The 20,315-nt window shown below is 37.9% G+C and carries 26 protein-coding genes; 3 read left to right on the top strand and 23 right to left on the bottom strand.

Translation table 11 applies throughout. The annotated features are described in order from the left end of the window. Positions 1-355 precede the first annotated feature (355 nt). Positions 356-739, bottom strand: coding sequence for a CvfD/Ygs/GSP13 family RNA-binding post-transcriptional regulator (locus FGL90_RS08645; RefSeq protein WP_010620742.1), 384 nt, complete (start codon positions 737-739; stop codon positions 356-358). A 19-nt stretch (positions 740-758) separates the two neighbouring features. After that, positions 759-1,280, bottom strand: a complete 522-nt coding sequence (locus FGL90_RS08640) for a peptidylprolyl isomerase (protein WP_263862604.1) — start codon at positions 1,278-1,280, stop codon at positions 759-761. A gap of 234 nt (positions 1,281-1,514) precedes the next feature. Between FGL90_RS08640 and FGL90_RS08635 the strand changes: the two genes are divergently transcribed. Next, entirely contained in the window at positions 1,515-2,168 is a 654-nt protein-coding gene (locus tag FGL90_RS08635) for a VTT domain-containing protein (protein ID WP_010620740.1), read from the top strand. A 21-nt stretch (positions 2,169-2,189) separates the two neighbouring features. On the opposite strand, the gene FGL90_RS08630 is transcribed toward FGL90_RS08635, so the two are convergent. The 18 genes from FGL90_RS08630 to ccpA all read right to left on the bottom strand — a co-directional run bounded on the left by FGL90_RS08630 (position 2,190) and on the right by ccpA (position 16,622). Beyond that, positions 2,190-2,834 carry a TIGR01906 family membrane protein gene (locus FGL90_RS08630; protein ID WP_147657711.1) on the bottom strand — a complete coding sequence of 215 codons (645 nt, stop codon included), beginning with the start codon at positions 2,832-2,834 and terminating at the stop codon, positions 2,190-2,192. Continuing rightward, a complete protein-coding gene (locus FGL90_RS08625; RefSeq protein ID WP_010620738.1) occupies positions 2,827-3,612 on the bottom strand; it encodes a TIGR01457 family HAD-type hydrolase in 786 nt (261 codons plus the stop codon). The genes FGL90_RS08630 and FGL90_RS08625 overlap by 8 nt, the downstream gene beginning before the upstream one ends. A gap of 14 nt (positions 3,613-3,626) precedes the next feature. Beyond that, positions 3,627-4,250 (bottom strand): YutD family protein, encoded by a 624-nt coding sequence (locus FGL90_RS08620; protein WP_010620737.1) that lies wholly within the window; start codon positions 4,248-4,250, stop codon positions 3,627-3,629. A gap of 11 nt (positions 4,251-4,261) precedes the next feature. Beyond that, on the bottom strand, positions 4,262-5,644 hold the full coding sequence (locus FGL90_RS08615) for a bifunctional metallophosphatase/5'-nucleotidase (RefSeq protein ID WP_147657709.1): 1,383 nt from the start codon (positions 5,642-5,644) through the stop codon (positions 4,262-4,264). A 1-nt stretch (position 5,645) separates the two neighbouring features. Further along, a complete protein-coding gene (locus tag FGL90_RS08610) occupies positions 5,646-6,254 on the bottom strand; it encodes a metallophosphoesterase (RefSeq protein ID WP_029327634.1) in 609 nt (202 codons plus the stop codon). Between the two features lie 132 nt (positions 6,255-6,386). Continuing rightward, positions 6,387-7,757 (bottom strand): amino acid permease, encoded by a 1,371-nt coding sequence (locus FGL90_RS08605; RefSeq protein ID WP_010620734.1) that lies wholly within the window; start codon positions 7,755-7,757, stop codon positions 6,387-6,389. Between the two features lie 201 nt (positions 7,758-7,958). Next, the gene (locus FGL90_RS08600; protein WP_010620733.1) at positions 7,959-9,146 is read right to left on the bottom strand and encodes an acetate/propionate family kinase; all 1,188 of its coding nucleotides are present in this window, start codon (positions 9,144-9,146) and stop codon (positions 7,959-7,961) included. 17 nt (positions 9,147-9,163) lie between these two features. Continuing rightward, positions 9,164-10,189, bottom strand: coding sequence for a class I SAM-dependent methyltransferase (locus FGL90_RS08595; RefSeq protein ID WP_147657708.1), 1,026 nt, complete (start codon positions 10,187-10,189; stop codon positions 9,164-9,166). A 99-nt stretch (positions 10,190-10,288) separates the two neighbouring features. Continuing rightward, complete coding sequence (locus tag FGL90_RS10410) at positions 10,289-10,453, bottom strand: hypothetical protein (RefSeq protein WP_155801560.1); 165 nt, start codon at positions 10,451-10,453, stop codon at positions 10,289-10,291. Then, complete coding sequence (locus tag FGL90_RS08590; RefSeq protein WP_010620731.1) at positions 10,450-10,878, bottom strand: competence type IV pilus minor pilin ComGF; 429 nt, start codon at positions 10,876-10,878, stop codon at positions 10,450-10,452. Before FGL90_RS08590 ends, FGL90_RS10410 begins: the two co-directional genes overlap by 4 nt. Beyond that, entirely contained in the window at positions 10,871-11,083 is a 213-nt protein-coding gene (locus tag FGL90_RS08585) for a hypothetical protein (protein WP_029327632.1), read from the bottom strand. Before FGL90_RS08585 ends, FGL90_RS08590 begins: the two co-directional genes overlap by 8 nt. Then, the gene (locus FGL90_RS08580; RefSeq protein ID WP_010620729.1) at positions 11,061-11,507 is read right to left on the bottom strand and encodes a prepilin-type N-terminal cleavage/methylation domain-containing protein; all 447 of its coding nucleotides are present in this window, start codon (positions 11,505-11,507) and stop codon (positions 11,061-11,063) included. Before FGL90_RS08580 ends, FGL90_RS08585 begins: the two co-directional genes overlap by 23 nt. Then, positions 11,485-11,781 carry a competence type IV pilus major pilin ComGC gene (gene comGC / locus FGL90_RS08575; RefSeq protein ID WP_010620728.1) on the bottom strand — a complete coding sequence of 99 codons (297 nt, stop codon included), beginning with the start codon at positions 11,779-11,781 and terminating at the stop codon, positions 11,485-11,487. The genes FGL90_RS08580 and comGC overlap by 23 nt, the downstream gene beginning before the upstream one ends. Then, complete coding sequence (locus FGL90_RS08570; protein WP_147657704.1) at positions 11,781-12,731, bottom strand: type II secretion system F family protein; 951 nt, start codon at positions 12,729-12,731, stop codon at positions 11,781-11,783. The genes comGC and FGL90_RS08570 overlap by 1 nt, the downstream gene beginning before the upstream one ends. Before the next feature lie 34 nt (positions 12,732-12,765). Next, positions 12,766-13,740, bottom strand: coding sequence for a competence type IV pilus ATPase ComGA (gene comGA, locus FGL90_RS08565; RefSeq protein WP_187240417.1), 975 nt, complete (start codon positions 13,738-13,740; stop codon positions 12,766-12,768). 91 nt (positions 13,741-13,831) lie between these two features. Continuing rightward, on the bottom strand, positions 13,832-14,569 hold the full coding sequence (locus FGL90_RS08560; RefSeq protein ID WP_010620725.1) for a YebC/PmpR family DNA-binding transcriptional regulator: 738 nt from the start codon (positions 14,567-14,569) through the stop codon (positions 13,832-13,834). A 144-nt stretch (positions 14,570-14,713) separates the two neighbouring features. Beyond that, positions 14,714-15,433, bottom strand: a complete 720-nt coding sequence (locus FGL90_RS08555) for a hypothetical protein (RefSeq protein ID WP_147657700.1) — start codon at positions 15,431-15,433, stop codon at positions 14,714-14,716. Positions 15,434-15,620: 187 nt separating this feature from the next. Continuing rightward, complete coding sequence (gene ccpA / locus FGL90_RS08550; RefSeq protein WP_010620723.1) at positions 15,621-16,622, bottom strand: catabolite control protein A; 1,002 nt, start codon at positions 16,620-16,622, stop codon at positions 15,621-15,623. Between the two features lie 196 nt (positions 16,623-16,818). Here ccpA and FGL90_RS08545 point away from each other — a divergent pair, with 196 nt between their 5' ends. Then, positions 16,819-17,916: a M24 family metallopeptidase gene (locus FGL90_RS08545; RefSeq protein WP_147657698.1), complete on the top strand. Its 1,098-nt coding sequence runs from the start codon at positions 16,819-16,821 to the stop codon at positions 17,914-17,916. Between the two features lie 39 nt (positions 17,917-17,955). On the opposite strand, the gene FGL90_RS08540 is transcribed toward FGL90_RS08545, so the two are convergent. Together FGL90_RS08540 and FGL90_RS08535 are read right to left on the bottom strand one after the other, a co-directional pair. After that, positions 17,956-18,321, bottom strand: a complete 366-nt coding sequence (locus FGL90_RS08540; RefSeq protein ID WP_147657696.1) for a YtxH domain-containing protein — start codon at positions 18,319-18,321, stop codon at positions 17,956-17,958. An 18-nt stretch (positions 18,322-18,339) separates the two neighbouring features. Continuing rightward, on the bottom strand, positions 18,340-18,747 hold the full coding sequence (locus FGL90_RS08535) for a DUF948 domain-containing protein (RefSeq protein ID WP_147657695.1): 408 nt from the start codon (positions 18,745-18,747) through the stop codon (positions 18,340-18,342). A 171-nt stretch (positions 18,748-18,918) separates the two neighbouring features. Between FGL90_RS08535 and FGL90_RS08530 the strand changes: the two genes are divergently transcribed. Then, positions 18,919-19,800, top strand: a complete 882-nt coding sequence (locus FGL90_RS08530) for a mechanosensitive ion channel family protein (protein WP_147657693.1) — start codon at positions 18,919-18,921, stop codon at positions 19,798-19,800. Between the two features lie 40 nt (positions 19,801-19,840). Here the strand turns inward: FGL90_RS08530 and cbpB are convergent, their stop codons facing one another. Continuing rightward, positions 19,841-20,314, bottom strand: a complete 474-nt coding sequence (gene cbpB, locus FGL90_RS08525; protein ID WP_147657691.1) for a cyclic-di-AMP-binding protein CbpB — start codon at positions 20,312-20,314, stop codon at positions 19,841-19,843. Position 20,315 lies beyond the last annotated feature (1 nt).

The following is a 20,315-nucleotide window of genomic DNA, read 5'->3' as shown; positions in this document are numbered from 1 at the left end:
TTATTTGTTTTTGTTGCTTACGAATTGACTTCGTTTGTTACATTTTGGATTCAACCTCGATGGGTTGAATCGCCCTGCACATTTGATTCGTCGAAACTTTGTTCAGTTTTCAAAGATCTACTGTCAACTTTTATATTTCTTACGTGAACAGCTCTAATAGCTTATCATATAGTTCAATATATAGTCAAGCATTTTTTATATTTGTATGTTTATTCATCCGTGTCACAATGTGTGTCGGATTTCCAAACAACGCTATTAAGCTTACCAATTTCCTAAAACTCTGTCAACAACTTTTTTAATAAAAATGGCTGAATATTCAAAATAACATTCATCATGCTGATTCTACGACAAATGCTTAACTCCAGTTTCGACTATTAAGACTTCTCAACGCTTCGGTTTTCCACTTCGGTCTTCTTTCCGAAATTGGTTTAAACCCCGTATGATACGTCCTATTAGTCCAATATACTTTGTGCTTTGCAGCGGCTTCACTATTTTCGGAATCTAAATCTGTGTCTCGTAAAGACAATGATATTTTCCCGGTGTACTCATCAATATCAAGAACCAACGCTTCAACTTCTTGATTAACCTTCAAGTAGTCATGAATATCCTTAACAAAACCTTGATGGCATTCAGAAATATGAATTAGTCCTTGCTTATGCGAACCAATATCAACAAACGCACCATATGGTTGGATTCCGGTAATTTTGCCTTTAACCTTTGATCCAATTTTTAATTTCATATCAAAAACCTCGTAAATACTAATCAACAACAGTTGCTTTATTAATTAAAACTTCTTTAAGTGGCTTATCCATTTCATCAGTTTTGAGCTTGGCAATTTCATCAACAACATCCATCCCAGAAAGAACTTGTCCAAAAACGGTATGACGAAAATCAAGCCATGGCGTTCCACCAGCTTTATAACGATCAACAATTTCTTCTGGGAAACCTGCATCATTCATTTGATCTAGCATCGTATCAGTCATTGCCTTAGATTGAACAATAAAAAACTGACTGCCATTAGAATTAGGTCCAGCGTTAGCCATCGACACAGCACCACGAATATTGTAAAGCTCTTTTGAAAACTCATCTTCAAATGGCTTTCCCCAAGTACTTTCACCGCCCATACCGGTACCAGTTGGATCACCAGTCTGAAGCATAAAGTCACTTATGACACGATGAAAAATAACACCATCATAATAGTCAACTTTTACGAGGGAAATGAAATTTTCAACGGCTTCGGGTGCTTGCTCGGGAAATAGTTGAATCAGAATATCACCCATTGATGTTTGTAACTTAACTTTTGGTCCTTTTGCATTATCTAAATCTAATTGTGGGTACAATCTAAAAACTCCTCTGTCATTATTAATCAAGCCTTATTATTTCATACATGCCCATCCAATTGCAATGACATAATCCGGAATCAGTAAAGAATTCATAAAATTGTGTCTGATATTAAATATAATATGTCTAATTTGATACAATGAATCAATTAAGTATTTACGAAAGGAATCGACATGGCAACACTAATAGACTTTATTCTTCACATTGATGCTCACCTGGTCAATATTGTTAACACTTTTGGCAATTGGACCTACATCATTTTATTCGTTATTATTTTTGTGGAAACCGGCGCAGTTATTCTCCCCTTCCTTCCAGGTGATTCTCTTCTATTTGCAGCAGCGGCTTTATCAGCAAATCCTACTTATAAATTGGATATTGGCTTATTTATCGGTTTGTTCCTGATTGCTGCCGCAGTTGGAGATTCCTTGAACTATTTTCTTGGATCAAAGGCTTCAATTATTCTTCAACGGTACCCTTGGTTCAAAAAATTCATCAAGGAAGACCAGCTACATGATGCACAGTCATTTTTTGATAAACACGGAATCATTGGCATCTTTTTAGCAAGATTTATGCCAATTATCCGTACATTTGCTCCCTTCATTGCCGGCGGTTCAGGGTTCACATACCGTCACTTCGTTAAGTATAATTTGTCAGCAGTTTTTACGTGGGTGATTTTATTTTGTGGTACCGGCTACTTCTTTGGAAATATCAGTTTCGTAAAAGATCATTTTTCCATGGTCGTTATCGGAATCATCCTTGTTTCACTCGTTCCAGCAGTTTACACTTTCGTTAAAGGTAAGTTGAATTCTGCAGCACAAACTAAGTAAGCAAAAAGGCCTCTACTGAATTTAATCAGCAGAAGCCTTTTTTATTTGCCTTCGAATGGCTATCAAAATAATCAATAATTCAAGCTCAAAAATGATAAACGCAAGCGCGAAACAAAGATAAAAGAAACTCTCCGGTAATACCAAAATGATTGGATCTTTTTGTGGATCAAATAACCAATCCTGATTTCTAAAAAACACCTCATGAAATTTAATAAAAAAGGCATTGAAATTTACCGACATAATTGCAGCAACAACAATTGGAACGACTGCCGCTATCCGAAATGGTAAGTCTAATAGCCATAATCTAGATAATTTAAAAAGCCGCTTGATGTAATAAACACTTGGAGAAACTGTTACTAGTAAGACAAAATTATTTAATAGTATTAGTTTTTTGACATCCTCAAAATGATGTAAGCCACTAAATGAGGTTGGAAAATCTGGCATATTTAGACTAATCCACGGTACCTGTAAAAACGCTAAGAGTTGGTGATAATTCTTGATAATCTTTCGGGTAGATAATCCCAGTGCTTCAGGAATATGACGGTAATGAAGAATGAATCTAAACAACCAAACGCTATTAACCGTCAAAAAAATTGAAAAACTAATCATGAATAAAATTAAAATGACGATAAATAACCAATGCAAAAGCCTTTTCTTATTAATCATTAGCAAGATTCCAATCATCTAGTGATTCAATTTCATATGTTGGTTTCTTTTCAACTGCAGCAATTTGGCTTTTAGTTGAAAGACCCGTGTAAACCAAGAGTGTGTCCATCCCCACATTTATTCCTGCAGAAATATCCGTTAAATAATTGTCGCCAACCATAACCACTTCAGACTTGTCTAACCCAACCTTCTTCAACGCATTTTTCATAATAATTGGCTCAGGCTTACCAATATACAGTGCTTGTTGTTGTGTTGTGTACTCAACCATTTTAACAAGTGATCCCGCACCTGGTAACATGCCACGCTCATTGGGAATGTTCGAATCGGAATTAGTTCCAATAAATTTTGCACCATTTCTAATCGCGAGCGTTGCCAATTCAAACTTATGATACGTGACATCGGAATCTAACCCGACGATTACATAATCGGGATTTCGGTTCTCAAGCGTAAATCCTTTACTCAATAATGCTTGCTTAAGCCCTATTTCACCGACTATGTATGCTTTTCGATTTTCCTTGCTGGCCAAATCGTCTAAATAGTCAGCGGTAGCTAACCCAGCAGTGTACACATTTTCTTCCGTCACGTGAATATCATGATTTTCAGCAAGATTTAGGACAACATCCCTTGGTAGTTTCGTTGTGTTATTGGTTACAAATAAAAAAGGCGTATGCGTTTGTTGTAACCGCTCCACAAACCTTTTAGCAGCTGGAATTCGACGCTTTCCTGCATAAACGGTTCCATCTAAATCAATAAAATATCCTTTATATTGTTTCGACACTAAGCTTCACTCCATTATTTTTGAGTTTCTTTTTCCCGAATAACAAAGTGGCGATGACTACTTTGTCCTGAAGAATCTACTTTATTTTCCCGTTTTGTAACGGGTTTGCCAACAGACGAAACACGTTCCCGTACATATGGTTTTTTCCTTCTTGTGCGACTTCTTTGGTGATTAGCGTGACTCTTAGTTGTCCCGCCACGATGAGTCTCATTTGTTTGTTTCGTTTTGTGTTGGTTATTTGCGGGCTTCCGGTTTCTCCGACTAGTGCTCTTTGTGCTCTTGGCGTCCTTATTGTAAAGAACAAAATAACCGGCACCATAATTGCAATATTCAAACAAGTAATCCTGAAGAGCACTAATTTGCTCACTTTTAGAGTTGTTCTTTGAAGTTGCCAAAAATCCTTTAAGTCGTAATTGTCCAAATCCCCAATCACCAACAATATAATCGTACCGACTGAGTGCCGTTGAAAAACGATCAATGAATTCATGCTCATCAAAAGTTTGCTCTGGGTCGGATACAAGCTCATATTCGTGATTATTAATTGAAAAATGTGTTTCATCGGTTCTACTGATATTTGCCATTGGCTTGCGTTCAGACCGTTGCTCAGCAACCAATTCTTCCATTGTTTTTCGATCCATGAGGTACCTCCTTATATTGGATAGTGTTCTGCTAAATACTGAGAAAAGACATCCCGTAGGACAAAGTTTGAGAAAATTTCATTTTTTCCAACGATTTCAATGGTCGGAAAGTACGGAATGAAGGAATAATTATCTACCATCCCTACCTCATACGTTTCCATCGGCGAGATTGGTGAGTTTCGATATAATACAGCCTTAGAATCTTCTTCATAACTTATTCCCGAATAATCAATCGCACCAAACACTTTTCCTCTAAAGCCCATCCCCTTAATCGGAAATCGGAGAAGGTAGTTTCGATTCTTTTCCATTTCTCTGATTAACCGCCAGAGATCATATCCAGAAAGCGTGACCTTCATTGCGTGAATGGAATGTGGAAGTAATTTATGAATATCATTTCGGTTGACAACACCTGCAGGAAGATTTGTTAAGAACAGGCCACTATTCAAAATGGCCGCGTTCGTATGCGTAAATTCCTGAATTGCTAATAAACCTTCCCCAATCACTCGAGAATATCCTGTCCAGCTTGTTTCCATTGCTGATGGCAATTTTGCAACTGGCTGTTCGGATAAGATTTGCTCCCCTAAAGCGGAATAATGTGCCACTTCGCCTTTGTCTGCAGGAGCAGCAACCAGCCCCTCAACGGGTGTCACCGTCGCTTTATTTGAAATTAACTTATGATTATCATCAAATACTAGATCAACTTGACCTACGTACTCACCATATTTTCCGGCGGCCGCTAGTAGTGAGTTACCAATTTGCTGCCCATGCACGAGCAAATGGTGGGTATGTGCGCCAATAATCAATCCCACTTGTGGAAATTGCTTAGCAATGGCTTGATCGACATTAAGTCCTAAATGAGAAAGCAATATGACATAGTCAGCTTGTCCCTCAAATTTTTTTAACAAATATGGCAACATTTTTTCAACTGAAATTGTTCGCCATCCAAGCTTAGGATAGGTGTCCATGTATGGCGCAGTTAACCCTAATATTAATATTCTTGTACCGCCCTTGGTTTTTACAATTTTACCATCTTTTGCCCAAGATGGCTGCTTTCTATCATTCAAGGTTAATAGATTTCCTAAAATAACATCAAAATTAGCATAATCATACAAATGGTTTAATTGATCCATTGTATTGCCAAGGCCCTCATTATTGCCGATGGTCACACCATCAAAACCTATTTCATTCATCAATTCTACATTTTTTTGACCATCTGTTGCTTCCGTAAGCGGGTGCACTCTATCCATCGCATCCCCAATATCGAAGGTGAACACGGAGTTCCCTTCACGTTGAAATTGCGCCTTTTTTTGTCCGATAAATCTGCGAATCTTAGGCCATTTATTCAAATGGGAGTGAAGATCATTTATGTGTAAAATTTTAACCTTGTCTGCCATCTCAATGCCTCTTTTTAAAATCTTCAAATTTGCGTTCAACCATCAATTCAATATCTGATGTCGAAAGTGGTGTTCCAAAAGGAATCTTTTTAGTTAAATAGTCAAGCTCTGGAGAATCAACTCCAACGTTCAAGTTTTCTTTAATTGGCACTGCATAGTGATGAATATGACCATGTAAGTTAATAATTTGATTAACAATACCAAGCATCATTGGATAATGTGTTAAATAATACTGTCGATGATCATATTTGACGATAACCCCCACATCATGAAACTCAAATTTGGGTTTGCCATTTACCTCAACATTATTTTTATCTAAATACTTAAAAAAGTCACGACTATCATGATTCCCTTTGATAAAGATAATCCGACCATTTAGTTGCAATAAAATTTGAAGAACTGCCTCGTTCGACTTCGAAGCCGGATGCGTAAAATAGAGCGCAACGTCTCCCAGATGATAAGTGGTGTCGGTTGGCTTTACTCGACTGTTCCAATTTCGAATGATCTCTTCGTTCATGTCTTCCACCGTTAGAAATGGCCTAGGTGCGAAATCATTCATTCCCAGAAGATCCTTATGATAAAAATGTGTATCTGACGTAAAAAATATCAACTTATTCATCTCTCTGACTTATTTACCTGATTATATTTTAATTCTATCATTCTCCATCCTACATTAGTTATCTAAATATAAAAAGCTCTCAAAGTTTTCGTCACTTTGAGAGCCGTAATAAATTTAATTGGTCTATATTGTATCCTTTTTCCTGCTTTTTAAGCTATGGAAAGCCCACAGTGCAATTAACCAGATGATAGAACCAATCAGTGCAATTAAAGTCTCCGTTTTCAGCACTAATACAATCCCCACTCCTATGAGAAATAAGAGAACTAAGTAATCTGAATAGGGTGAAAAAGGAAGCGAGAATTTTCCGACCTTACCTTTTTGTGCACGGCGAAACTTTAAATGTGCCAGCATAATTGATCCCCAAATGAAAAGGAAGCAAGTTGTTGCAATACTTGAAATGAATGTGAACACATGGCCAGGCATAAATAGGTTTAATAAAAGAGAAGCTGCAATGACCACTGCGGAAAATCGCACTGCATTACCAGGCACCTGAGTCCTAGACAGCTTACTGAGCTTATGGCTTATCTTTGACTCCCCCCGGTACGTCAGCGAGAATAACATTCTCCCAGTTGTAAATAATGAACTATTACATGCTGATACAGCAGCCGTTAAGACAACAAAATTTATGATAACTGCGGCCGATTTAATGCCGATAGCCGAAAACACCTGTACAAACGGGCTTTGATTTGGTGAAATATATTGCCAGGGATAAATACACATTAGGGCTAATAATGATCCTAGATAAAAGAGAATGACTCGGAATGGAATATCATCAATTGCCTTTGGAATAATTTGGGTAGGATCCTGTGTTTCAGAAGCAGTCATCCCCACCATTTCAATTCCAACAAAACTAAATAAAACCATTTGGAATGACAGGAAGAATCCTTTTGCACCATTTGCAAGAAATCCACCCTTAAAAAGGTTCCCAATTTCAGCGTGTCCAACTGGGGTTTTAAATCCGACAGAAACCATATAGATTCCTGCCAATATTAATCCAATGATTGCTACGATTTTGATAATCGCAAACCAAAATTCCGTTTCACCAAAGGCACGAACCGTGATTGAATTTATCATCAGTAAAACTAACAGGATGACTAACCCAGTGACCCACGCCGGTAAATGCGGAAACCAGAATTGCAAGTAGAGTCCTGAAGCCGTTAATTCTGCCATTGCAATGGTAAGCCAACAGACCCAGTACGTCCAGCCGGTAATGAATCCCCATGTTTCTCCTAAATATTTTGAAATAAATTCAATAAATGAATGTGCCTTTAAATCTGACAATAAGAGCTCACCAAGGGCCCTCATCAGCAAAAAACACATTATTCCTGTAATTAAATACGCCAAAATAATCGACGGACCTGCCAAATGAATCGATTGACCAGCACCAAGAAATAAACCAGTTCCAATTGTGCCACCCAACGCTATTAATTGGACGTGTCGTCCTTTTAATCCTCTTGAAAGTTCTTTTTCACCTTGTTGCTTCTTTTCATTCACCTGGGTTTCCCCTTTCCGTTGGATTAATTATAAACAAATCCACTTAGTTTCTCCAATACCAGTCGGAGAGACTCGTTTTTGATTTGACGCAGATTCCCGTTAATTCAATACTCTTCATCTTTAATATTTTAAGATGAATATTTTTCAACTTAAAATGAAAATAAAAAGGATCCCAGTAAAACTGACATCCTTTATCATTCTCTATTTCAATCTTTCAATATCACGAACAATCATTAATTCCTCATCAGTTGGAATCAGAAGTGTCTTAACTGTTGCATCAGCAGCACTAAGGTCTCGCTCGACTCCACGAATATGATTCTTTTCTGGATCGACTTTAATACCAAAGTAGTCAAGTTTATCGGCAACTTCTTGGCGAATAGTGAAATCATTCTCGCCAACACCGGCAGTAAATACGATTGCGTCAACGCCATCAAGCTCAGCAACGTACTCACCTACATATCGAACAATTCGTTGAATGTACATATCACGTGCTAATTTAGCTTGCTTATTGTCAGCTTGAACTGCTTCGACCTCACGCATATCTGCAGAAACGCCAGACACACCAATTAGGCCAGATTTATGATTTAAAATATCAATCATATCATCCATCTTTGTAATGTTTAATTTTTCCATCAAATAGCTAATCAACGAAACATCAACATCACCAGTCCGGGTTGCCATCATAATCCCTGTTAATGGGGTAAATCCCATAGAAGTATCGAAAGACTTACCGTTCTTAATTGCAGTAATTGAGGCACCAGCTCCAATATGCAAGGTAATTAGCTTAAGATCTTCCAGAGGCTTGCCTAAAATTTCAGCAGCCCTTTGAGAAACGTATCGATGACTAGTCCCATGGGCACCGTATTTACGAGCTCCAAACTTCGTGTAGTACTCATATGGAAGAGCATACATGTAATTTACAGCTGGCATCGTTGTATGGAAAGAGGTATCAAAGACTGCAACACTAGGAATATCAGGCAAAATTTTCTTGAACGCACGAATACCCATTGCTTCAGCTGGATTATGCAATGGGGCATACTCAGCTAATGACTCAATTTGATCAATAACTTTATCATCAATCAAAACAGAATCATTAAATATTTCCCCACCCGCAACCACTCGGTGTCCTACACCCGTAATTTCGTTGTAATCCTTGATAATATTAAGTTTAAGCAATTGATCCAACATAATTTGAATTGCTTCTTCGTGGGTGCTGATGTTCAATGTTTCTTCAAACTTTTTGCCGTCACCATATTTAATAGTAACAACTGAGTCATTGAGTCCGATCCGTTCAACTAACCCACTTGAAATAACACTTTCCTCTGGCATTTGAAATAATTTATACTTTAGAGTTGAGCTACCTGCATTAACCGCCATTGATTTTCCCATTATTAAATTCTCCTTTATTACTTCTTAAATAAATCTTGTTGTTCCCATTCTAATATTTCACCCATGAACTTTTTGAATTGAGCCTGATTCTTGAAAGATGGAAATTCACCAAGCATTACTTTGTTTGCTTGCAATGCACCGTCTCCATGATTCTGTAAAATTAGAATTGATTTTTGGGCACTATCGTTCAAGAAAAGTGCCTTTGGTAAATTAAGAAAGCCTTGTAAATAAGCGCTCCCTTGCATCCATTTCAATAATTGTTTCGCTTGACCGCTTTGGAAAAGATTGGTTGGCACCAAAAATATTCCAAATCCGCCGTCTTTGACGTGGGACATTGATTGTTCAATGAGCAAGTGATGAACATAGGAATGCCCATCGTTCGCACTCGTTGTGTACTTTTTAGCATTTTCATAAAGTGGATAATATCCAACCGGTAAGTCAGAAATAGCAACGTCACTTTTACCGAATGCAAGCTTACCAAGGGAATCCTGATGATATAGTGCTAAATTAAGTCCTTGTAAATTAGCACTTATTTGGGCAATAGCAAGTAGTGTATCGTCATTGTCGACTCCAATTCCTTTAACTTTTGGAATTGAATTCCCAATTAATTCATTAATGACGGTTGTCATTAGATTACCAGTTCCAACTGCTAAATCCAGAACTTCGAGTTCCGATGACTGTGGTAATAGGCTTGTTACCAAATAACCAATAATCATGCCAATTGTATCTGGTGTGAGTTGATGGTTTGGTTGAATAGTATCTTTTTGAGTCACCTTCAACATTGAATATTGAATTGCTCTTCGAATTGTCGAAGCGTCTAACTGACTGAGATCAATCGATTGGTATAGAGTCGTTAGCTTAGTTACCGCAGTGGTACTTGGCTTTCCATCCTCAACCTGAACGTTCTTTTCAATTAGATTGTCTCCAGTTTCTATTAGCGCATCAATATATGATGTAGACAACTCATCCTGCAAGATTTCAATGCTCTGATCCATCACCTTAAATAAAGCTTCACTTTCATTTTCAGACAGTATCTTCAGCATCCCTTCATCATGAATTGATCTATTCTTACACCATTACATCTTACAGAGATTTGACCTGATATTCAAGCAAAGTTTGTGAATTTGAATAGGCTTTCATTATTATTTATTCATTTGTTCAATCTTTTTTTCATAATTTCCAACCAAATAATGGTATGACTTTTGACGTTGAGCGTAACCCAAAAGTTGAAAAGCTAAAATAGCCATTACAATCGTCATAAAGCAAATTGCAATCATCATGGCTGACCCTTCTCTCTGATTTTTCATGATACGCTCTCCTCCATGTTCAGTCGGGCCCGAAAAACTTGATCATCTTTAGTATGTACCTTCATTTCAACCGTTTTTCCCTTGCCACTATAAAATTGAACTAGGCGGATATCATCCATCAATGGAATATACCCGCCATCATTTGTTGAAAGTATCAGTGATTGTCTATTCTGCTTTAATACATATTGCGTTTGATCCTGGTCATCCTTTAAGTAGATTTGATTTGTATACATCTTGCTTATTTTAAAGTGTTTCTGATTTTCTTCCAGCTCTGATAGCGTGTAATACCATGAAAGTGTTTCGTCCTTATTTGTCCGCAACATTGGTAACGCAACTTGTATTGTTAAAACCAATAGGCTTAAGACAACAAGTGCGATAACCACTTCAATAATCGTAAAACCATTCCTCGTTTTTCTATTATTCATGATGACTAGAAATCCCATCTTTTAGAAGGTGTTCTTCAAATCTTTTTCGAGTTTGTGTCAAATTGCGAATACTTTGGCGTTCTTGCTCAGACATCAATTGATGAATCGTTAAATAAGTAACCGTCGTTGTTGTCACAATAACCAAGCCTACCAAGGCTTCAACAAGCACAAACCCCGCCTTTTTATTCAACTTTACGATTAACACGGTATAACCCCCATCCCATTTGAACCGTTTGACGGTAGCTTGCTGGTCCGACCGTTGAATACCAATCAATTGTCGTCGGACTAATATTACCGTTTGAATTCATCTTTAATAAATAGGTTGAATGCAGACTTAGAGTTGTCGGTATTTTAATCACATCTTTTTTCCCATCACAGGTAAACGAAACCGTCCGATTATCCCCAATTCTTATGATTAATGGTTGCTGACTTGCTTTTGCTTTAAATTGAGCAGATTGCCATTCATCCCTCAAGTTTACAAAGAATGATTCTTCGATTTTTGTCGTCCGACCGGCAATCATTCTTGAACCAAATGTTCCAATCATTAAAAATAAGGTCGTAATTCCCAATACAACGACCATTTCTATAAGCGTGAATCCAGCTCTCTCACTGGAGTGCTTCTTGGCCATGAATTGAAATCCCCTCTTTTTTTGCTTCACTGATTTGTTTGCTTGTTAAGTAGCCCTTTTGTTCTAGGACCTGATAGGTCACCAAACTTGCATCACTTTCGTCTAGGTACATATCAATTTGAGTCTGTACAACCGTTCTCATTGCACGAGCATGAACTTGTTGGGCATGATTTCTCTGTGAACTAATATTGGGAACAACAATTAAAATTAATAACGAAATAATGAACAGTACAATCGCCATTTCAATAAGCGTGAATCCTTCTCGTTTTTTCACTATTCAATTCCTCCTACAGTCGAATACATTGGGAGCAATAAGCTCAAATATATGCCAACAATCATTAACCCCACTATCCCAAACAAAAGTGGCTGAATCAGGGTAATAGCTCTTTCAATTCTTTCAACTAATTGATGATACTTAAGTTTCGAATACATAAATAAATCTTCATTCAATTGCTTGCCTGTTTCCCCCTTGCTGACAAACACCAGTAGCTCAAAGGGAATCAGTCTGTCATCTTGGATAACTAACGATATATCTCTGCCTTTTTCTACTTGTTGGGAAACCTTAGATCCTAGTTGGTATAAAAAGGTATCTGAATTAAATTGATTTGTTATTTTTAAAATATCTTGTAGTCCCAGTCCACTTTTCATCATCATTGCTAAATTCAAAATTAAATTATACTGATAATAATCTTGTACAACTTTTCCCAGAATTGGTACACGTGTATAGATTCTAAGTCGGGTTAGGAGATTCATTTTTTTCAGTGCGATAAACAGGATCAAGATTATTAAGAATCCAAGCAACACCCCCGTTATTATCAAAAAGTGCATTCTTGGTTGACCTTGGGGTGACTTGTCTGGTGCAAGCCCCTTTATTGCTGGAAAAACCCAGATCTGCAAACAAATAAGGAGCATCATCAAGAATCCAAGTAAAATCAGCGGATATGTCAATAAACTTTTTATCTTTTTTAACTGATTCAGCTTAAGCTTCAACAACTTGCTCATCTCACCCAAAACCATGACAAGCTGACCATTACTTTCAGCAATTTCAATCTGGGTCAATAAATCATTTGAAAAATAGGGCCTCGTACAGGCTGAAAAGGTCTTGCCATCACTTAATGCAATTCCGATTTGATGAACATTCCTTTGATGCCTTTTTACCATCACTTCACAAAAATTAATTGCTTGCTTTAATGAAAATCCAACTTTTAGTAAATCAGATAACAACGTGATAAAGGTTGCTTGCTCCTCGGCTTTCCATTTAGCCTGCTTTGTACTGTTTAAAGACGTCTTCTGAGATTTCGCCACCCTTAACTCCCCTTTTAAGATATTTTTCCCATTTTTCTGTCATTCCAATATCCGTAACAACACTGGAATCGTTAAAACCCCATAAATCATATAAAGCTTTCATTTTACCTGATTTAACTGGAATCAATCGCTGGTAAGCAACTCCGGTTAGGGCCTGTGTTAATAATTCACGGTTAATGCCAAGTTGCACGAGTCGCTGTTGAACCCCCAGCGCAGATTGGGCATGAATCGTGCTATAGACTAAATGTCCACTTAGTGCAGCTTGAACAGCTGCAGAGGCCGTTTCGGCGTCTCTAATTTCTCCAATAATAAAAATATCTGGCCGGTGCCGTAACGCAACCTTTATTAGATCGTCATAACTCATTTGGGCATCATCATTTACCTGAAGTTGCAAAAAAGACGGCTCCGTCACTTCAACTGGATCTTCAATGGTTAAAACTAATTTATGCTGGCAAATTCTTTTCGTTAAATGATAAATTGACGTCGTTTTCCCTGATCCTGTAGGCCCAGCGAAAAGGATCAGTCCTCTTCTTTCTTGCCATTCCAATAAATAATTCTCTTGCTCTTTAAACAAGAATTCTTGCTTAATTAAGGCTATCGGATAAATAAGCCTAATCACCAGTGATTCTTCATTTAAATAGTTTCCAACAGTGGATAATCGTAAATTAATAACTGTATTCTTATATCTGTACTGCATTGAGCCAAGTTGGGGTCGTCTTTTTTCAGTAATTGCCATGTTGGCGTGAAATTTAAAATAAGCAATTAATTGAGTTCCAATTGATGCGGATAGCATCCCTAAATCCATTAGTCCATTCCCTCGTTGATCTTGAATAATGTACTCACCATTTCGAGGCAAAATAAAGACATCTGAGCTACGATGTTTGATTGCTATGTTCAAGTAACTTGCAGCCTGCTTATGCGTATTCATCCTGACACTTCCTTTCCTCTTCATAGATAAATACGTAAACCAAACAAAAAAACACTTCTCGTCGTTAAACAAGAAGTGTTTTAATCGTAATTTATTCAATTCCTTCAGGTAACTTAGCTGCTTCATAAACGTCAGAAACATCATCGTCACTTTCAAGTTCATCAATTAATCCTTGATACTGAGAAGTTTTATCTTCTGGAACTTCCATAACATTTTCAGGGAACATTGTTACTTCGGCAGTATCTAAATCATATTTTTTGGCTTGTAATGCATCTCGAACACTTGGCATATCTGATGGTGTTGTATAAATCTCGAAAGCATCATCAGTTGTATTCATGTCTTCGGCACCTGCATCGAGTGCATCCATTAGCATCGTATCTTCATCTGTATCTAAGCCATCACGCAAGATAACAATATAACCTTTACGATCAAACATATAGGATACTGAACCATCGGTACCAAGAGCACCACCATGATGAGTAAATGCTGAACGGACTGCTGCTGCAGTTCGGTTCTTGTTATCAGTTAAGGCCAAAACCATGACAGCTGTTCCGCCAGGTCCGTAACCCTCATAAGTAATTTCTTCGAACTTCGCGCCGCCAAGACCAGATGCCTTGTCAATCGCGCGTTGCACATTATCCTTAGGCATATTCGCAGAACGTGCCTTTTCCATTACCAACCTAAGTTGAGGATTGTTCGCGGGATCAGGATCACCTGCTTTAGCAGCTTGGTACAAATCACGTGATATTTTTTGGAAAATTTTTCCACGCTTAGCATCTTGGGCGTTTTTACGACCTTGGATGTTATGCCATTTTGAATGTCCTGACATCTTGACTCCTCTTTTCTTATAATTAGTAATCCGCATAAACAGACAAATATTATATTATCACGCTTTGCGTCAGTTTTCAACATCTGTCAATCATATAACCCAAATACTGTCCAATCAGCGTTTAAAACCTTTAAAAGGATTATTCTAGGATTTTCTAAAGACTCTATGTCCCAGCATAACAATTAAGCCAACTAACCCTGTCATCACCCCAACAAAGGCCAGCGTTACAATAGAACTTTCTCCAACGGTACTCATCATTTGAGCTTCAAATTGAGAGGCACTTGCCTCAAAACTTGGTAAGTTAATGATGACCGTTACGCCTAACCCAGCAATCAAAATGCCAGCCATGAACAATGCCGGTCCCAAAGAACGCCAAAAATGATGTTTAAGTATCGAAATGACGGCCATTAAAATCGTTAAAATGACTGACGCGACACCCAGATAAAAATTATATTGATTCACTTGAAAATATAAATTTTGATAAGCTGATAATTTTTGCTGAATTTTAGTTTCAAATCTTTTTGCAAGGTCATTTGCAACAGTCTTAACAAGCGTTTTTGAAACTTGATTATCGACCCCAGCTGTTTTTGCCTTGTTTGTCACTAATTGTTGAAATTGAGCTTCAATTTTTTGATTTGTCTGATCTGTCGTTTCCTCACCAGATAATAATGATTTCACTTCAGTTTTAAAAACAGTTGAAACCATACCAGTTGTCACCAAGTTTTGGCTAACTCCTGCACCATTTAGGTCGTCATTTATCTCCGTTGCCAACGATTTCATGACACTAGTTTGCTCGACCTTTTGCGCTACATACTTTGGACTTAAAACTGTCGATTTTATTGTAAGTGTCGTTGCAAAGGCCACAAGTACAATTGCCCATATAAAATTAAAGAACGGATGACGTCGCTGAACACGTAAGCCTGAAGACGAATCTTGTCGCCTTGATAATCTACTATCTGATTCGATAACAATCACCTCATATATAATAGTATCGCATAAAATGTTTCTATAATTATAATACAAAAAAAGACGCAAAGGCGCCTTTTTAAAATTACTTAGTAGATTGTCGTTTCATTAAACCGTATGGAAGCACAACATTGTTTTCTTCAACTTCGTCATTTTCCATCAATTTGGTAAGGAGACGCATCGCTACCGCACCAATATCGTAAAGTGGTTGGGTAATTGAAGAAAGCTTTGGACGAACAAGTTCGGTCAATTTAGTATCATTACTCGTCACAATCTCAAATTTATTTGGAACGTCGATTCCGGCATCCGTCAAACCATTTAACACACCTGCAGCTAATTCATCATCGCCAACAAAAGCAGAATCAGCATTAGCAGCAAGTAATGCAGGTTCTAACGATTGACCTGCCTGATATGAATAATCTGTTTCAAAAACTAGGCTTTCATCAAAATCAATGCCAGCACCTGCCAAAGCCTGTTTGTACCCCTTTAGACGATACTGACTGTTAATTGCCTGGTCCATTGGTCCGGACACAAATGCAACCCGTTTACTTCCGCGATCAATTAGATTCTTGACTGCTTCCTTAACGGCTGCAACATAGTCAATATTGACACTAGGAGTCTTTCCAGTGTCATCAACAGAACCCGCCAAAACAACGGGTGCCTTTGATCGTTCAAATTCCTTGCGTAAGTCGTCGGTAATTTCATTACCCATAAAGATAATGCCATCAACCTGCTTCGCCATTAAAGTGTTTAGCACTTGTACTTCTTTTCGACCATTTTCATCCGAATTGGCCAAAATAATATTGTATTTATACATCATTGCAATATCATCAATTCCTCGTGCTAATGAAGAAAAGTAGACGTTGGTGACATCTGGAATGATAACCCCTACTGTGGTTGTTTTTTTGCTTGCTAAGCCTCGTGCAACAGCATTTGGTCGGTAATCTAATCGATCAATTACCTCCAAAACTTTTTTGCGTGTTGCTGGTTTAACATTGGGATTCCCGTTGACCACACGAGAAACTGTTGCCATTGATACGGCAGCTTCCCGGGCCACGTCATAAATAGTTACAGTTTGTTTGTCCATCGTGATAGCCCTTTCTTAACTAGTATTATACGTTTTCATAAAATTTTTCACTAACTTGAACAATATAGCAAACAATGAAAACAATTGCAAATTGAAAACGTTTTCATTAAGATGATAACCCTTAATTGTTAAATGTTCAAGCTTAACTACATATCTGCCTATGCTATAATGTAAGCAATTCTATAGAGGTGATTAGATGTCAAAATTAACACAGATTCAAAAATGGTCAGACGAGCAACACGCTGACCTTGTTTATGTAAGTGATCCAAAAACGATTCAGTATCTAACTGGATTCTACAGTGATCCTGTTGAACGGGTTCTTGCCCTTGTTGTTTTTCCTAATCAGGATCCCTTTATGTTTGCTCCAGCTCTCGAAGTTGAGGCAATCAAGGATACAGGCTTTAAGTATCCAGTATATGGTTATTTAGATCATGAGAATCCATGGCAACAAATTGCAGCACAAGTTTCCAAGCGACAGCCCAATGTGCACACAGTTGGTTTGGAAAAGAATCATTTATCAGTAGATCGTCTAGATTCTCTTAAATCTATTTTTTCAGATGCAACCTTCGACTTAAATATCTCACCCTTCTTTGAAAAAATGCGTCTTATCAAGTCGGATGACGAAATTGAAAAATTAGATATTGCCGGAAAATGGGCTGATTTTGCATTCGAAAAAGGATTCGAGGCCGTTAAAGCTGGCAGAACTGAGCAACAAGTGGCTGCCGAACTTGAATACGCATTGATGGAAAAAGGAATCATGGAAATGAGCTTTGACACCCTCGTTCAAGCTGGAGCTCATGCGGCTGAACCACATGGTGCAACGAATGGCACTAAATTTAAAAATAACGAATTAATCCTATTTGACCTAGGAACGGTCTGGGATGGATACATTAGCGATGCCTCAAGAACTGTTGCACTTGGCAAACCAACCGAAAAGCAGTTAGATATTTATAACGTTTGCTTAGAAGCACAGCTTGCTGCCCAAGATGCAGCAAAGCCAGGTATAACCGCTGCATCTCTTGATAAAATTGCGCGAGATATTATTTCAAAGGCCGGTTATGGCGACTACTTCATTCACCGTTTAGGACATGGCATGGGAATGAGCGAGCATGAATTTCCTTCAATTATGGAAGGAAATGACCTTGTTCTTGAACCTGGTATGTGTTTCTCGATTGAACCAGGTATTTATATTCCAGGGGTTGCTGGTGTTCGAATTGAGGATTGTATTCATATTACCGAAAATGGAAACAAACCATTTACACACACTCCTAAGAAATTAAATTACGTTGGGTAATCAAAAAAAGTTTGACATCATGTTGATGTCAAACTTTTTTTATTTGTCCGTATTTGGGTTAAATGTTACAGTTTCAGTACCCTCATCATCGTTTCCCGTTTGGTCTTGAATTAAATCATCACTACTCAGCACGATATCGTCGTTTTCTTCAGTATCTTCTTCATCAGAATATGTTTCTGTATCTGAAGAATTTGCTTTATGATCATTCCAAGCATCCTTTAAATCATCCAAGACGTCATTTGCATAAAACGCATAATCTACCGCTCGGTCACGGACAATATCTGCCTTGTCCAAGATATCCTCACGAACGGCACGTTGACCATCTTCATCGAGTGACCGATATTTTGAATACGCAATTCCCGCACCAGCTATTAATAGCCCTAAAAATAATCCTTTTTTTGCCATTTTAATCATTCCAATCGTTTAGTTTTGTTTCTTGTGTCGATTCAAGTAAAGACCGAAAGCGGTGGCACCAATTTTCGTAAGAAGTGAATTTCCACGATTCCCTTTGTGCGAACCTGAAACTCGGTCAGTTAACTTACGAGTTGCCTCATTTAAGTCGGAAACACTCTGACCCAAATCTCCAGCTGCTTGAAATACCGGATCAACTTTTGCAGATTTTTCGCCAACATCTTCTAACAATTCATTCGCATTCGCCATTAAATTCTCTGCTTGATGTGATAGAACATCCACATCACCCGTCAGCGTTTTAACACTTTTATTAACCTCACCTAGCGTTTTGGTCATCCTCATCAAGAAAATTCCAATAAAAATGACTAAAATTAAAAATGCTACTGCTGCAATTAATCCAGCAACCTGTCCACCCGTCATCACGAGGCCTCCTTCTGATACCGATTTATACCATTAGCATAGCATTTACAGCGTTTACACGCAATATAAATGGACATCGATTTAAGTTGTGCAAAAATACCATAGCATCTTTGAAACTTGCGTCATTTTTGCTACACTTATTTTAACATTGAATAGATTGGAAGTTTAACCATGAAACTAGAATTTTTAGAATTTCACCTTTTATCATCGTCTCTTCAGCATCTGTGGTCTAAGTTTATTGAACATTATGATTGGGAAAAATTGCTCAACACCGTTGCGAGTCGCTTATTCCAATTTATCTTACTTTCAATCTTGTTTCTCATCATCCGTTGGGTGGGAAAGGCCATCATTCAAAAAGCTTTCAATAAATATCGCGATTCCAAACTTGCGACAGTCAGTGCTAATAGAACTGATACCATCCATTCTCTCGTACTGAATATCTTTACCTACATTATTTTGTTCTTTTGGATATACGCTTTGCTGACTTTAATGGGGGTTCCAGTTGGAACGCTGATTGCTGGCGCTGGAATATTCAGTTTAGCATTAGGCCTTGGTGCACAAGGCTTCGTTTCCGATATTGTGACAGGATTTTTTATTCTACTTGAGCAGCAGCTTGATGTTGGGGATGCTGTAAAAATTAATGCGATTGAAGGAACTGTTACCGCAATCGGATTACGGACAACTCAGGTAACCAGCTATGATGGCACCCTCAATTTCATTCCGAACCGAAATATTCAAATTGTTAGTAATCTCTCTCGAAACGCCATGCGGGCTTTGATTGAAATTAAAGTCAACCCCAACACGCCAATCGATGATATCACCAAAATAATCAAGGAAGTTAACGAGCAGCTGACACCAAAATTCCCCGAAATCACAAAGGGGCCGACCTATCTTGGAACTTCGATTTCAGCAGATGGCCATTTGGCGCTACAAGTCATTGTGTACACAACTCCTGGAGAACAATTCACAGTTCAAAGAGCGTTTCTTTCCGCCTATCTTCGTGCTATCAGAGAAGCTGGCATTTCACTACCAACAATATATCCAGGTAAATAAAGAAGGTTTGGAGGTGCACTTTGGCACCCCTAAACCTTCTTTATTTGTCCGTATTTTCGCTAACTTGAAAATGATCTTCCAAATTATGTGCTAAAAAGTTGACTCGTTTCAAAATCTCTCGTCTTGTAATGATACCTGTAAAAATACGGTCTTCATTTACGACCGGTAAAAATGGTTCATTAATTAGTCGATTGAGAACCTGTTCTAAATCATTAGGATCTTCGACTACTGCAACATCACTTTCCATGATTTCACTAACTGGAATCTTCATCAATCGATCCGGATTCATTCGATCACTTTCCATCATTTGCTTAGTTACCATTGCAAGAGAAACAAAGCCACAAAACTGCTCTTTATTATTTAAAACTGGAATTTTGGAATAACCAGTTTGGGTTAAGACTAGTAGTGCATGGTAACAATTATTGGTATCCGAAACATTTGCCACGACATCACCAGGGATAATATAGCTATCCTTCGACATTCTTAATAACGTTTCAACTGCCTTATCTAACATT

The organism is Secundilactobacillus malefermentans, from assembly GCF_008033155.1.
Lineage (GTDB): Bacteria > Bacillota > Bacilli > Lactobacillales > Lactobacillaceae > Secundilactobacillus > Secundilactobacillus malefermentans.
Note: the sequence above shows the minus strand (reverse complement) of the source record. Positions and strands in the feature narration are given on the sequence as shown.

What these genes read in the sequence shown, in the direction of transcription:
- FGL90_RS08560 (WP_010620725.1), bottom strand. Translation starts at nt 14,569, where the DNA reads ATGTCAGGACATTCAAAATGGCATAACATCCAAGGTCGTAAAAACGCC.
- FGL90_RS08630 (WP_147657711.1), bottom strand. Translation starts at nt 2,834, where the DNA reads ATGATTAATAAGAAAAGGCTTTTGCATTGGTTATTTATCGTCATTTTA.
- FGL90_RS10410 (WP_155801560.1), bottom strand. Translation starts at nt 10,453, where the DNA reads ATGAAAAATCAGAGAGAAGGGTCAGCCATGATGATTGCAATTTGCTTT.
- FGL90_RS08545 (WP_147657698.1), top strand. Translation starts at nt 16,819, where the DNA reads ATGTCAAAATTAACACAGATTCAAAAATGGTCAGACGAGCAACACGCT.
- FGL90_RS08530 (WP_147657693.1), top strand. Translation starts at nt 18,919, where the DNA reads ATGAAACTAGAATTTTTAGAATTTCACCTTTTATCATCGTCTCTTCAG.
- cbpB (WP_147657691.1), bottom strand. Translation starts at nt 20,314, where the DNA reads ATGTTAGATAAGGCAGTTGAAACGTTATTAAGAATGTCGAAGGATAGC.
- FGL90_RS08620 (WP_010620737.1), bottom strand. Translation starts at nt 4,250, where the DNA reads ATGGATCGAAAAACAATGGAAGAATTGGTTGCTGAGCAACGGTCTGAA.
- FGL90_RS08615 (WP_147657709.1), bottom strand. Translation starts at nt 5,644, where the DNA reads ATGGCAGACAAGGTTAAAATTTTACACATAAATGATCTTCACTCCCAT.
- FGL90_RS08540 (WP_147657696.1), bottom strand. Translation starts at nt 18,321, where the DNA reads ATGGCAAAAAAAGGATTATTTTTAGGGCTATTAATAGCTGGTGCGGGA.
- ccpA (WP_010620723.1), bottom strand. Translation starts at nt 16,622, where the DNA reads ATGGACAAACAAACTGTAACTATTTATGACGTGGCCCGGGAAGCTGCC.
- FGL90_RS08635 (WP_010620740.1), top strand. Translation starts at nt 1,515, where the DNA reads ATGGCAACACTAATAGACTTTATTCTTCACATTGATGCTCACCTGGTC.
- FGL90_RS08600 (WP_010620733.1), bottom strand. Translation starts at nt 9,146, where the DNA reads ATGGGAAAATCAATGGCGGTTAATGCAGGTAGCTCAACTCTAAAGTAT.
- FGL90_RS08595 (WP_147657708.1), bottom strand. Translation starts at nt 10,189, where the DNA reads ATGCTGAAGATACTGTCTGAAAATGAAAGTGAAGCTTTATTTAAGGTG.
- FGL90_RS08580 (WP_010620729.1), bottom strand. Translation starts at nt 11,507, where the DNA reads ATGGCCAAGAAGCACTCCAGTGAGAGAGCTGGATTCACGCTTATAGAA.
- FGL90_RS08640 (WP_263862604.1), bottom strand. Translation starts at nt 1,280, where the DNA reads ATGGGTGATATTCTGATTCAACTATTTCCCGAGCAAGCACCCGAAGCC.
- FGL90_RS08590 (WP_010620731.1), bottom strand. Translation starts at nt 10,878, where the DNA reads ATGAATAATAGAAAAACGAGGAATGGTTTTACGATTATTGAAGTGGTT.
- FGL90_RS08645 (WP_010620742.1), bottom strand. Translation starts at nt 739, where the DNA reads ATGAAATTAAAAATTGGATCAAAGGTTAAAGGCAAAATTACCGGAATC.
- FGL90_RS08535 (WP_147657695.1), bottom strand. Translation starts at nt 18,747, where the DNA reads ATGACGGGTGGACAGGTTGCTGGATTAATTGCAGCAGTAGCATTTTTA.
- comGA (WP_187240417.1), bottom strand. Translation starts at nt 13,740, where the DNA reads ATGAATACGCATAAGCAGGCTGCAAGTTACTTGAACATAGCAATCAAA.